Below are 13145 nucleotides of genomic sequence, written 5' to 3'. Positions count from 1 at the left end.
GTTCACCCCTCCCGGGCCAGCCGTGCGGCCGCGACCGCCGCCTGGCCGTAGCTGATGCCGCCGTCCCCGACGGGGACCTGACCGCCGACCAGCACCCGCAGGCCCTGTGCCTGCAGCCGGCGCTTCACCTCGGTCAGCAGCCGCCGGTTCACGAAGCAGCCGCCGCCCAGGCACACCGTGCGCGGCGCGCCCTCGCCCACGGCCCGCGCCACGAGTTCGGCGGTGACGATCGCGAGCGTCAGATGGAAGGCCGCCGCCAGCCGGGACGGCGGCTCCCCGTCCCGCTGCCGCCGCAGCAGATCGGACAGCGTCGGCACGGAGTCGTACACCCACAGGCCCTGCGCCCGTACCACCCGATGGGCGAGCGGTACGGCACGCTCGTCGCCGGCCGTCGCTTCGAGCCGGACGGCCGCCTCACCCTCGTAACTCACCTCGTCGGTGAGACCGAGCAGTGCCGCCACCGTGTCGAAGAGCCGTCCGGCGCTGGACGCACGCGGGCAGTTGACGTCCCGCGCGACCATGGCGCGCACGGCCGCGACCTCGGCCGGGTCGAGCCGCTCGGTGAAGGGCCGGGTGAGCCAGGGGTAGGGGCGCGGGGAGCCCAGCGTCTCGCCGCCCAGCAGATGGCCGAGGGCGGTGCGGGAGGGATGGCGTACCGCCGCGTCGCCGCCGGGCAGGGGCGCCGTGGCGAACCTGCCCACGCGGCGGTAGCCGCTCAGCTCGGCGACGAGGATCTCGCCGCCCCACAGCGTCCCGTCGTCGCCCAGCCCCAGCCCGTCGTAGGCGACCCCGAGGAATGGGCCGCGCACCCCGTGCTCGGCCGCGCAGGCGGCCACGTGCGCGTGGTGGTGCTGCACCGCGACGCGGCGCAGCGGCTGCTCCATCGCCCACCGCGTGGACAGGTATCCCGGGTGCAGGTCGTGGGCGAGGACGGCGGGCTCGATTCCGGTGAGCTCCCTGAGGTGGTCGTACGACGCCGTGAACGCGTCGTACGTCGGGAGGTCGGCCAGGTCCCCGGTGTGCGGACCGATGTGGGCCCGGCCGTCGGCGGCGAGGGTGAAGGTGTGCTTGAGCTGGGCGCCGGCACCGGCCACCGGCCGCCGTACCGCCAGCGGCAGCGGGGCGGGAGCCAGCCCGCGCGCCCGGCGGACCGTGATCCTGGTCCGCCCGGTGAACCGCACCACGGAGTCGTCGTACCGGGACCGGATCGGCCGGTCGTGCGTGAGGAATCCGTCCGCCACGGCGGCCAGGCTGCTGCGTGCCGCTGCGTCGTCGATGGCGATCGGCTCGTCGCTGAGATTGCCGCTGGTGACCACGAGCGGCCGCGCCAGCCCGTCCAGGAGGAGATGGTGCAGGCCGGTGGTGGGCAGGAACAGGCCGACCCGGCTCAGGCCGGGATGGACCCCGGGGGCGAGGGGAGCCGCGCGCCCACGCCACCGGCGACGGCCCAGCAGCACCACCGGGCGCTCCGGGGATACCAGGGCCGCGCGCTCGCCCGCGCTGATCTGCGCGAGCCGCGCGGCCGCGGCGAGGTCCGCGACCATCACGGCGAGCGGCTTCGCCGGACGCCGCTTACGACGCCGCAGCTCCGCCACGGCCACCGGGTCGCCCGCGTCGCACACCAGCTGATAGCCGCCCAGCCCCTTCAACGCGACGATGCCGCCCCGGTCGACCGTGCGCACCGCCGCCCGCAGCGCCTCCTCGCCGCGCAGCTCCTCCCAGGCGAGCCGTGGCCCGCAGGCCGGGCAGGCGACGGGTTCGGCGTGGAACCGCCGGTCGCGGGGGTCGGCGTACTCGGCGGCGCACTCGGCGCACAGCGGGAAGCGGCGCATGGTCGTGCGGATCCGGTCGTACGGCAGGCCCTCGATGATCGTGGCGCGCGGGCCGCAGTCGGTGCAGTTGATGAACGGGTAGCGGTAGCGGCGGTCGCGGGGGTCGTACAGCTCGCTGAGGCAGGCGTCGCAGACGGCCGCGTCCGGCGGGATCTCGCGGGGTGCCGTGTCCGGGCCGCCGGGGGCGCTGAGCCGTACCTGGAATCCCGTGTCGTACGGCCGACGGTGCGCGCCGTCGGTCAGCCGGACGCGGCGCACCCGGGCGAGGGCCGGTGCGTCGGTGCGCAGCCGGGTGGCGAACTCCTCGACCGCAGGCGTCGGCCCGCAGACCTCGCCCTCCACATGGCCGTCGACGTTGGCCACCCAGCCGTGCAGGCCGAGTCCGACCGCGGTCCGATAGACGAAGGGCCGGAAGCCGACGCCCTGGACGATGCCCTCGACGGAGAAGTGACGCACGGTCATCGCTGCCCCCCGGCCGGCGCGTGACCACTGCGCGCGATCTCGCCCTCGATCGCCGTCGCGACGGGCTCCACCGCGGCCGCGACGGCGGGGGAGAGGCCGGTACCGAACTCGCTCTCGGCGCCCTCGACGGCGTACACGATCAGCCGCTCGGGCAGCATGCCCAGCACCCGGGCCAGCTCCACGGCCTCGCCCAGTCCCAGCCCGTGGGAGCTGGTGGTCGACGGCTGTGCGACGAGCCCGGCGTCAAGAGCCAGGCGGTGCACCCGTCCGGGGGTGCCCGGGTGGGCGTGGGCGGCGTCGACGACGACCGCGAGGCGGGCGCCCTCCCACAGGCCGAGCAGCCGTCCCGGGTCGCCGTCGCAGGTCGCGAGGTCGGTGTCCGGCGGCAACGCCCGCTCCTCGGCCCGCTCGCGCAACCGGGCGAGCACGGCCCAGCCCACGCCGTCGTCGCGCCGGAACTCGTTCCCGACCCCGATGACGGCGATGCGACCGCGTCTCCTCATGCCCTCACCGTGGGCCATCACCGCCGCCCGCCGCATGGGCCGAACGACCCCGGCCAAGGGGCCGACCCTCCCCGGCGCCCGCCCCTCGCGCCGCGCCGGGCCGCGAACCCGCCGGTGTGCTGTGCCCGGACGACCGCGACCGGGCACGGCGTGTGCGGTAGCGGTGCGAGTGCTGTGCGGCCGGAGTGGGGGCCGATCGCCGCTGGGCGGGAGTCTGCGGGCGTGGGTGAGGCGTCTGTCGTGTGGGGCGATCCTCCTCGGGGGTTGCTTTTGTCCCGCCGAGCCGCCGTGGACCCGTCGGGGCGCTATACCGGGACGACCGCGACCGGGCACAGGGCGTGTGGCAGCAGTGCGAGCGCCGTATCGCCCGAGTGGCGGCCGATCACCACCAGACCGGAGTTCCCGGAGGCATGGGCGAGCGCGACCTCCGGAGCGAGCAGCACGACGTCCTCCAGAACGTCCACGTCCGGATACTTGCCGCGCCACGGCCGCAGCGCGTCCGACAGCGACTGCACCTCGTCGTCCTCCCAGCTGGCGCGGTCCTCCTCCAGCACGGGGAAGGGCCGCTTCGCCGCCTGCGCGGGCAGCGCCCAGGTATGCACGGCGTGCAGCCGTACGCCGCGCAGCCGGGCCGCCTCGAAGGCGAGGCCGACAGCGCCGCTCGCCGGGCCGCGGGCGTCGAACCCGAGGGTCACGCCGTCGGCACGGCCGGGCGGCCCCTCGCCCGCCGGCGCGCCGGGGACCAGCACCATCGGACGCCGGCACGCCCGGACCAGGGCGCTGGCGGTCGAGCCCACGGGAATCCTGGGGTGATCGCCCTCGCCGCGCAGACCGAGCACCAGCAGCTCCGCGTCCTCGGCCGTCGTGCGCAGGGCCGCCGCCGGAGCCCCGGTGAGGTTCAGGCCCTCGGCCCGCAAACCCGGGTGCCGGCCGGTGAGTTCGGCGACCACGTGGTCCGCCACCGTCTCAGGGCGGTACGGCCAGCGCTCGGCCGGCCCCGCACCGTCCGGCGGCGACACGTGCACCACCCGCAGGGGCAGGCCGCGCGACAGCGCCTCACGCGCGGCCCAGTCCGCCGCGGCACGGCTGCGTGCCGACCGGTCCACACCGGTGATGATCGCTCGCTCCATGATGTGCCGCCTTCCACCCCGGGGGAACTCGATGCGCGGGCCGTTCCAGCGTCGCCTCGCCCACGACCGGCACACAGGGGGCCGAACGGGCCCGGACCGGGGTCCTGGCGGCCCCTACCCGCCGGGAGGGCGCCGGCGGACGCTGGCACCGAGGAGCAGACCGACCACAGGAGGTGCGCGCCATGCTTCCGCCCGTCATGGCCGGAGTCGACGGATCCGCCGAGAGTCTCGCCGCCGCGGAGTGGGCCGCCCGCGAGGCGGCGCGCCGGGACCGGCCGCTGCGTCTGGTGCACGTCTGGAACTGGCACCCCGGCCAAGGAGCGGCGGAGCCGGCACCGGCGGTCCGGCGGCATCTGGGCCGGCGCGCGCTGCGCCAGGCCGAGGACCGGATCCGCCGTACCTGCCCCGGCGTCAAACTCGACGACGAGCAGCGGCCGGGCCCCGCGACCGCCGCCCTGCTCCACGCGGCCGAGGAGGCCGAGCTGCTGGTCCTGGGCTCGCGCGGGCTCAGCGGTTTCACCGGGTTCCTGGTCGGGTCGGTCGCCCTGGGAGTGGTGGCACGCGCCGTGCGGCCCGTCGTCCTCGTCCGGGCGGACGAGGAGGCGTCCGACGAGCACGTTCCGGCCGACGACGGCGGCCCTTCCACCCGCACCGGCTACCGCGACGTCGTCCTGGGCATCGACCTCGACGACCCCTGCGACGAAGTGATCGAGTTCGCCTTCGAGGCGGCCCGGCTGCGCGGCGCGCGCCTGCACGTCGTGCACGCCTGGCAGACACCGTCCCCGCTCGGGCTCGGCCCCGGCGACATCGGCCTGGTGGACGGCCCGGGACAGGCCGACGAATGGCTCGGCTTCCTCACCGCCGTCATGCAGGTGTGGCGGGACAAGTATCCCGAGGTCGAGGTCGCTCAGACCGTCACCGAGGGCCGCGCCCAGTCCGTGCTGGTCCGGGCCGCCACCGGGGCGAGTCTGCTCGTGGTCGGCCGCCGGATGACCGAACGCCCGACGGGCCCCCGCACCGGACCCGTCACGCACGCCGCCATCCATCACGTCGGCTGCCCCGTGGCCGTCGTTCCCCACGAGTGAGAGGCCGAGGCCCGATGAGCGCGCCCACCAAGTACGTGTACGAATTCGCCGAGGGCAGCCGGGACATGGCCGCCCTCCTCGGCGGCAAGGGAGCCGGCCTCGCCGAGATGACCCGGCTCGGCCTGCCCGTACCGCCGGGCTTCACCGTCACCACCGAGGCCTGCAAGGTCTACCTGGCCACGGGCGAGGAACCGGACGAACTCGGCGTCGAGGCGGCCCACGCGCTGGCCGGCCTGGAGCGGACCATGGGCCGCACCCTCGGCGCGCCCGAGGACCCCCTGCTGGTGTCCGTGCGCTCCGGCGCCCGCTTCTCCATGCCCGGCATGATGGAGACCATCCTCGACATCGGCCTCAACGACCGGTCCGTCACCGGGCTGGCCAAGGCCTCCGGGCAGGAGAGGTTCGCCTGGGACTCCTACCGCAGGCTCATCCAGATGTTCGGCCGGACCGTGATGGGCGTCGACGGCGAGCTGTTCGAACAGGCCATCGCCGCCCACAAGAAGCAGCGCGCGGTCGCCACCGACCACGAGCTCGACACCGGTGAACTCGTCAAGCTCACCGATGAGTTCAAGGACATCATCCGGGGGGAGACCGGCGAGGAATTCCCGCAGGACCCAACCGAGCAGCTCGCCCGCGCCATCCGCGCGGTCTTCGACTCCTGGAACGGCGAACGCGCCCACGTCTACCGCCACCGCGAACACATCCCCGAGGACCTCGGCACCGCCGTCAACATCCAGGCCATGGTCTTCGGCAACCTCGGCCCGGACTCCGGCACCGGAGTCGCCTTCACCCGCGACCCCGCCACCGGCGAGAGCGGCATGTACGGCGACTACCTGCCTGACGCCCAGGGCGAGGACGTCGTCGCGGGCGTCCGCGACGCGCTGCCGCTGAGCGAGCTCAAGGCCATCGCCCCGCACACCTACATCGAACTCGGCGACCACCTGCGCGCCCTGGAGGACCACTACCGCGACCTGTGCGACGTCGAGTTCACCGTCGAGCGCGGCAAGCTGTGGATCCTGCAGACCCGCGTCGGCAAGCGCACCGCCGAGGCCGCCTTCCGCATCGCCCACGACCTCGGCGCGGACGGCACGATCAATGCCGACGAGGCCCTGATCCGGGTCGACGGCGCCGCCCTGACCCGTCTGATGTTCCCCCGCTTCGACACCACCCCGGCCGATGTGCCCCTCGCCCACGGCGTGCCCGCCTCGCCCGGCGCCGCGGTCGGCGTCGCCGTCTTCGACTCCGCCGAGGCCGTACGGCGCGCCGCGCTCGGCGAGCACACGGTGCTGGTCCGCCGCGAGACCACCCCCGACGACCTGCCCGGCATGATCGCCGCGCAGGCGGTGCTGACCAGCCGGGGCGGCAAGACCAGCCACGCCGCCGTCGTCGCGCGCGGCATGGGCAAGGTGTGCGTGTGCGGCGCCGAGGCCCTCACGGTCGACCCGGCCGGCCGCCGGTTCACCACGGAATCGGGCGTCGTCGTCCACGAGGGCGACACCCTCTCCGTCGACGGCACCGCCGGCACGGTCCATGTCGGCGCACTCCCGCTCACCGCGTCCGACGTCGGCCGCGCCCTGGAGACCGGCACGAGCACCGGACCGGTCACCGACGCGGTCCTGGGCGCGCTCACGCACGCGGACTCCGTGAGCCGTCTCGAAGTACGGGCCAATGCGGACACCCCCGAGGACGCCGCACGCGCCCGCGCGCTCGGCGCCCAGGGCATCGGCCTGTGCCGCACCGAGCACATGTTCCTCGGCGAGCGCAGGGCGCTGGTCGAGCGGATGATCCTGGCCCGCGACGACACGGCACGCGATCAGGCCCTGGCCGCCCTGCTGCCCCTGCAACGCGAGGACTTCACCGGCATCCTCGAGGCCATGGACGGCCTGCCGGTGACGATCCGGCTGCTGGACCCGCCCCTGCACGAGTTCCTGCCCGACCGCACCGACCTGGCCGTCCGGCTCGCCGCCGCGGCCCACCCCGACCCGCACGACCGCGAACTCCTGCACGCCGTCGAGCGGATGCACGAGCAGAACCCGATGCTGGGCCTGCGCGGTGTGCGCCTGGGCCTGGCCGTGCCGGGCCTGATGGCCATGCAGGTGCGGGCCGTCGCCGAAGCCGTGATCGGCCGGCTGGGCGCGGGTGGCCGCCCGCGCGCCGAGATCATGATCCCGCTCGTCGGCACCGTCGAGGAGCTGCGCCTGGCCCGCGCCGAGGCGGAGCGCGTCCTCGCCGACGTCGCGGCCGAGACCGGCACGACCCTCGACTGCCCGATCGGCACGATGATCGAGCTGCCGCGCGCCGCCCTCACCGCCGGACGCATCGCACAGGACGCCGACTTCTTCTCCTTCGGCACCAACGACCTCACCCAGACCACCTGGGGCCTGTCCCGCGACGACGCCGAGGCCTCCTTCTTCCCGCTGTACCTGGAGAAGGGCGTCTTCGAGGTGTCGCCGTTCGAGTCGATCGACCAGGAAGGCGTCGGACAGCTCGTGGAACTGGCCATACGAGCCGGACGCGCCATCAACCCCCGCCTGGAGACCGGCGTGTGCGGCGAGCACGGCGGCGACCCCGACTCCATTCACTTCTTCCACCACGCGGGACTGGACTACGTCTCCTGCTCGCCCTTCCGCATTCCGGCCGCACGACTGGAGGCGGGCCGGGCGGCCGTCGCGGACCGGGCAGGTACCAGCGACACCAGGTGACGCGGCAGGCACGCGCGCGTCGTTCACAGACTCGTCCCATAACCTCATGCGTGGAGACGTCGGATGCCCCGCGCATCCACGGTGAGGAGGGGCGATGGTGCTCGGAAGGATCACGCGTCTGCTCGTGGGCGCCATGACCGTGGCCTGCATGGTGCTCGTCGGCCCCAGTGCGCCGAGCGGAGCCCTCGCCGGCGGGTCACTGCCCGTCGAGGCCGTCAGGGACGTCGTGCCGAACCGGGTCATGACGTGGAACATCTGCAACCCCTGCGAGACGAGCAACGTCGACCGGGCAGCGGAGATCGCCACATACGCGCCCCAGGTCATCGGCATGCAGGAAGCGTGCGTGCGGGACGTCGAGAGCATCCGGGACCATCTGGAGAACCTCTACGGGCTGGTCTACCACGTCGAGTACGGGATGGTGCTGCGCAGTTGGGGCCGCTGCGGGGGAGTGCCGTGGAGCCCCGGGGAGTTCGGTCAGGCGGTCCTCTCGGCGGCACCGATGACCGACCCCGTCGACGTGGAGTATCCCGACGGCGGATCCGAGGACCGTGGGTACATGGCCGTCACCACCACCGTGGGCGGCCAGTCCGTCCGGGTCTTCAACACCCACCTCGCCCACCGACGTCAGGAGACGGTCCGGGCAGGCCAGACGCGCGTACTCGCCGCGGAGGTCGCCGAGCACGACCGGGCGATCGTGCTCGGCGACTTCAACGCCGTGCCGGACGCCCCCGAACTCGCCCCGATGTGGGCCCTGGCCACGGCCACGGACCCCCAGTGCCGTCCCGCGTCCACCGGCATCTGCACGCCGACCACCGACTGGCAGAGCAAGTTCGACTACGTCTTCCTTCGAGGCTTCGTCCCGCTCCGTCACCATGTACATCCGACGCCGAACTCGGACCACCACGTCGTACGCACGGACGTGGACCCGACTTGAGCGGCACAGCGGGCTCACCGCACGTTCTCAGCCACGCGACGTCAGAATGCTCAGCGAGTTGGCCGCCACGATCGCGCCGATGCTCGCCCACTCCAGGCCGCCCAGGTCCTGGCCCAGCCCCACCCAGCCGACCACGGCCGCGATGACCGGGTTGACGCTCATGAACAGACCGAAGGCCCGGGGCGGGACGTGGCGGAGGGTGAACAGGTCCGCGAGATAGGGCACGGCCGAGGACAGCAGCCCGGCGATGACCGCGCAGGCGACGGCGCCGGCCGTTGGCGGGTGCCGGACGGCGACGGCGACGCCGATCGGCAGGAACATCACCGCGGAGATACCGGCCGCGGCCGCCGCGCCCTGCGCTCCGGGGACGCGGCGGCCGACGGTGCGGTTGAGCAGGATGTACGACGCCCAGCAGGCGGCCGCCAGCAGCCCCAGCGCCATCCCGAGGTAGTCGGTCGAGGGCTGCGGGCGCATCAGGATGACGACACCGGCCCCGGCGATCACCGCGCAGCACACGTCCACGCGGCGGCGCGAGGACGCCAGCGCGATGGCGAGCGGGCCGAGGAACTCCAGCGTCACCGCCAGACCCAGGCCGACCCGCTCGATCGCCGAGTACAAAGAGAGATTCATGGTGCCGAACACCACGGCCAGCAGGATCACCGGCCACCACTGACCCCACGTGAACGAACGCAGCCTCGGCCTGCCGACCGAGAACAGGACCAGGGCGGCGACGTACTGGCGCACGGCGACGACGCCCACGGGGCCGAGGACGGGGAAGGCGAGGGAGCCGATCGCGGCACCGGTCTGGTTGGACAGGCCGCTGCCGATCATGGTCGCCACGCCGACGAGGCGTCCGCCGGTCCGCTCGGGGGTATCCGGCCGGGTCGCAGGCGCGGGCGCGGCTGCGGGCGTCAGCGCGGGTGAGGGGCGGGTGTGCATACGCCGATCGTGCGACCGCTCGATCTTTGCCCAAAATGCGTACCGTGGTGTCATCCATACGCTTGGGTTATGCATCCGGCCGCGCCCGGGCAAGAGGGCGGGAAGGGCCCTATCCACTTCTCGCGGATCCTGATTGCGCGGTGCGCGGCTGCCGGCCGCTTCTCCGCGTCGTTCTGGGTCCTTCCCGTCCCCTCCAGCACACCACGCGCGAGGCGGCTGCGCCAGGGCCGGTCGGCCTTCAGGGCCCACAAAGGTGACAAGGTGACAAGGCGGGCTCGACGGGTACCCATGAGCGGATCCCGTCGGTCGCGGGACGCGGCTCGAGTGGAGGTGAGGAGGCCGTGCGGTTCACATATCGGGGTGACCAGTCCGAAGACACGCTCGCCGACCCCCTTCGCGAAGTGCGTGCCGTCGTGTTCGACACCGATGGTGTGATCACTGATTCGGCTCGGGTGCATGCGGCTGCCTGGAAGGAGGCCTTCGACGGCTTCCTGGGGGCGCATCCGCCGGCGGATGCGGATCAGCGGCGTCCTTTTGATGTGGGGGAGGACTATCTGCGGTATGTGGATGGCAGGTCCCGTCTCGACGGTGCGGCGGCTTTTCTTGCCGCGCGGGGTGTGGAGGCGTCGGCGGAGAGGGTGCGTGCGGTGGCTGCCGAGAAGGAGCGGCTGTTTATGGAGCGGCTGCGTGCGGACGGTGTTGATGCGTATCGGGGGACGGTCCGGTTGGTGCGGGTGTTGCGTGGGGTGGGGGTGGCGGTGGCTGCGGCTTCGGCGTCTCGGCATGCGGGGGAGTTGTTGAGCCGGGCTGGGGTGCGGGACTTGTTCGACGTGCTGGTGGACGGGGGTGAGGCGGCTCGGCTGGGTCTTGCGGGTAAGCCGGAGCCGGATCTGTTTTTGGAGGCCGTGTCCCGGCTGGGTGTGTCTGCCGAGGGGGCTGTCGTGGTGGAGGACGCGCTGGCGGGGGTGGAGGCGGGGCGCAGGGGTGGGTTCGCTCTGGTGGTCGGGGTCGACCGGGGTGGCACCCGGGACTCGGGGGAGAGGCTGCGGCGGCACGGCGCCGACATCGTCGTACGGGACCTGGGAGAACTCTGCGCGGGAGGAGAGCCGCAGTGACGGACGAGCTGAGCCCGGAGGCCGTGGCGGCGGGCTGGAGCTGGGAGTACGAGGGGTACGAGCCCGCTGACGAGCGGCTTCGGGAGTCGCTGTGCACGTTGGGCAACGGCTACTTCGCCACTCGGGGTGCGCTTCCGGAGTGTGCTGCCGATGAGGTGCACTATCCGGGGACGTATGTGGCCGGCATCTACAACCGGCTCACGTCCGATGTCGCGGGCCGCCGTGTGGAGAACGAGGACATGGTCAACGTTCCCAACTGGCTGCCGCTGCGCTTCCGCCTCCCCGGCGGGCCGTGGCTCACCCCCGACACCACGCCCGTGCTCGAACACCGGCAGATGCTGCACCTGGCTGCCGGACTGATGGAGCGCCGGACGCGCTACGACCTCGGCGAGGACCGTGTGCTGATGGTACGGCAGCTCCGGATGGTGCATATGGCCGACCCACATATGGCCGCCCTACGCACCGAGTTCACGGCCGAGGGGTTCTCCGGCGAGCTGGAGGTGGAGGCGGCCCTGGACGGCGGAGTCACCAACGCCGGCGTGGCGCGCTACCGGGACCTGGACGGCCGTCATCTGACCCACCTCCACGCCGGCACCTCCGCCCCGGACACGGTGTGGCTGCGCTGCCGCACCCGCACCTCCGACATCCGGATCGGCCTCGCGGCCCGCCTCACCGCCGACGCGCCCGCGACGGTCCGCCACGAACTGCCGTACGTCATCCAGCGGTTGAAGCTCGATCTGACGGACGGCCGCACCGCCACCGTCGACAAGACCGTGGCCCTGCACACCTCCCGCGACCCGGCTATCAGCGACCCGCTGCACGCAGCCGTCGACCGCGTCGGCCGAGCCCCGGACTTCGACACGCTGCTCAAGTCGCACCGCACGGCCTGGGACCAGCTGTGGCGTCGTGCGGAGCTCGACGTGCCCGGCGAGTCGGGCCGGATCCTGCGGCTGCACCTCTTCCACGTCCTGCAGACCCTCTCCCCGCACACCGCCGACCTCGACGTCGGCGTGCCCGCCCGGGGACTGCACGGCGAGGCCTACCGAGGCCACGTCTTCTGGGACGAGCTGTTCGTCCTGCCCTACCTCAACCTCCACTTCCCCGAGGTATCCCGCGCCCTGCTCCACCACCGTCACCGCCGCCTCGAACAGGCCCGTACCGCGGCCAGTTCGGCTGGCCATCGGGGTGCGATGTATCCGTGGCAGAGCGGCAGCGACGGGCGCGAGGAGACCCAGCAGCTTCACCTGAACCCCCGTTCGGGGCGGTGGCTGCCCGACCACTCCCATCTCCAGCACCATGTCGGGTCGGCGATCGCCTACAACGTGTGGCAGTACTGCGAGGCGAGCGGCGACATGGAGTTCCTGCACACCAAGGGCGCCGAGATGCTGCTGCAGATCGCCCGGTTCTGGGCGGACCGGGCCGTGTACGACGAGAGCCTGGGCCGGCACCGCATCAAGGGAGTCGTGGGCCCGGACGAGTACCACGAGGCGTACCCGGACAGCGAGGCGCCGGGTCTCGACGACAACGCGTACACGAACGTCACCGCGGCCTGGGTGCTGGTCCGCACCCTGGAGTTGCTCGGCACCCTGCCCGAGCCGCGTCGGCGCGAACTCGTCGAACGCACCGCACTGGACGGCGGCGAACTCGAACGGTGGGAGGACGTCTCCCGTACGCTTCACGTGCCCTTCCACGACGACGTCATCAGCCAGTTCGAGGGCTACGGTGAGCTCGCCGAGCTCGACTGGAACGGCTACCGCGAGCAGTACGGCGACATCCGCCGCCTGGACCGGGTCCTGGAGGCGGAGGGGGATTCCGTCAACCACTACAAGGCCTCCAAGCAGGCCGATGTGCTGATGCTGGGCTATCTCTTCGCGCCGGCCGAACTGCGCGAGCTGTTCCGCCGGTTGGGCTATCGGCTGGATGACGAGATGTGGCGGCGCACCGTGGACTACTACATGCACCGCACCAGTCACGGCTCGACGCTCAGCGGGCTGGTCCACGGCTGGGTGCTGGCCCGGTGCCGGCGTACCGAGGCGTGGAAGTTCGTGCAGGAGGCGCTGCAGGGAGACATCGCCGATGTGCAGGGCGGTACCACCGGCGAGGGCATCCATCTGGGTGCCATGGCCGGCACCCTCGACCTCGTACAGCGCGGGCTGACCGGTCTGGAGACGCGGGGTGGGGCACTGTGGCTCGACCCGGTGCCGTTGCCGGAGCTGTCCTCGTACGGGTTCGCCCTGCGCTACCAGGGCAACTGGGGTGTCCGGCTGCGTCTGGAGCGGGGGCTGCTGGAGATCGCGGTTCCGTCCCACGACGTGTCACCGATCGACGTGCGGCTGGAGGGGCGCGAGATGTCCGTGCAGCCGGGGGAGACGGCGCGGCTGGTCGTTCACGACTGACCGGCCCTGTGCGGGATGCGGCCGGCGGGTGGAGGCTGGGAGGGCAA

General features: G+C 73.0%; 9 protein-coding genes. 5 read left to right on the top strand and 4 right to left on the bottom strand.

Annotated features, from left to right (window positions below; genetic code table 11):
* Window positions 1-2 precede the first annotated feature (2 nt).
* The 3 genes from hypF to IM697_RS26270 form a co-directional block, all read right to left on the bottom strand.
* Window positions 3-2294 (bottom strand): carbamoyltransferase HypF, encoded by a 2292-nt coding sequence (gene hypF, locus IM697_RS26280; protein ID WP_194038575.1) that lies wholly within the window; start codon window positions 2292-2294, stop codon window positions 3-5.
* The gene (locus tag IM697_RS26275) at window positions 2291-2797 is read right to left on the bottom strand and encodes a hydrogenase maturation protease (RefSeq protein WP_194038574.1); all 507 of its coding nucleotides are present in this window, start codon (window positions 2795-2797) and stop codon (window positions 2291-2293) included. The genes hypF and IM697_RS26275 overlap by 4 nt, the downstream gene beginning before the upstream one ends.
* A 305-nt stretch (window positions 2798-3102) precedes the next feature.
* Entirely contained in the window at window positions 3103-3927 is an 825-nt protein-coding gene (locus IM697_RS26270; protein WP_194038573.1) for a universal stress protein, read from the bottom strand.
* Between the two features lie 182 nt (window positions 3928-4109).
* On the opposite strand from IM697_RS26270, the gene IM697_RS26265 reads away from it, so the two are divergent.
* From IM697_RS26265 to IM697_RS26255, 3 genes are all read left to right on the top strand, one after another.
* Window positions 4110-5012 carry a universal stress protein gene (locus tag IM697_RS26265; RefSeq protein WP_194038572.1) on the top strand — a complete coding sequence of 301 codons (903 nt, stop codon included), beginning with the start codon at window positions 4110-4112 and terminating at the stop codon, window positions 5010-5012.
* Between the two features lie 14 nt (window positions 5013-5026).
* Window positions 5027-7714, top strand: a complete 2688-nt coding sequence (gene ppdK / locus IM697_RS26260) for a pyruvate, phosphate dikinase (protein WP_194038571.1) — start codon at window positions 5027-5029, stop codon at window positions 7712-7714.
* A gap of 94 nt (window positions 7715-7808) precedes the next feature.
* A complete protein-coding gene (locus IM697_RS26255) occupies window positions 7809-8648 on the top strand; it encodes an endonuclease/exonuclease/phosphatase family protein (RefSeq protein WP_194038570.1) in 840 nt (279 codons plus the stop codon).
* A 27-nt stretch (window positions 8649-8675) separates the two neighbouring features.
* On the opposite strand, the gene IM697_RS26250 is transcribed toward IM697_RS26255, so the two are convergent.
* Window positions 8676-9587 carry an EamA family transporter gene (locus tag IM697_RS26250; RefSeq protein ID WP_194038569.1) on the bottom strand — a complete coding sequence of 304 codons (912 nt, stop codon included), beginning with the start codon at window positions 9585-9587 and terminating at the stop codon, window positions 8676-8678.
* A gap of 341 nt (window positions 9588-9928) precedes the next feature.
* Between IM697_RS26250 and IM697_RS26245 the strand changes: the two genes are divergently transcribed.
* The gene (locus IM697_RS26245) at window positions 9929-10702 is read left to right on the top strand and encodes an HAD family hydrolase (RefSeq protein ID WP_194038568.1); all 774 of its coding nucleotides are present in this window, start codon (window positions 9929-9931) and stop codon (window positions 10700-10702) included.
* A complete protein-coding gene (locus IM697_RS26240) occupies window positions 10699-13098 on the top strand; it encodes a glycoside hydrolase family 65 protein (RefSeq protein ID WP_228044176.1) in 2400 nt (799 codons plus the stop codon). Before IM697_RS26245 ends, IM697_RS26240 begins: the two co-directional genes overlap by 4 nt.
* The last annotated feature ends 47 nt before the right edge of the window (window positions 13099-13145 follow it).

Origin of the sequence: Streptomyces ferrugineus, from assembly GCF_015160855.1 — a bacterium.
GTDB lineage: Bacteria > Actinomycetota > Actinomycetes > Streptomycetales > Streptomycetaceae > Streptomyces > Streptomyces ferrugineus.
Note: the sequence above shows the minus strand (reverse complement) of the source record. Positions and strands in the feature narration are given on the sequence as shown.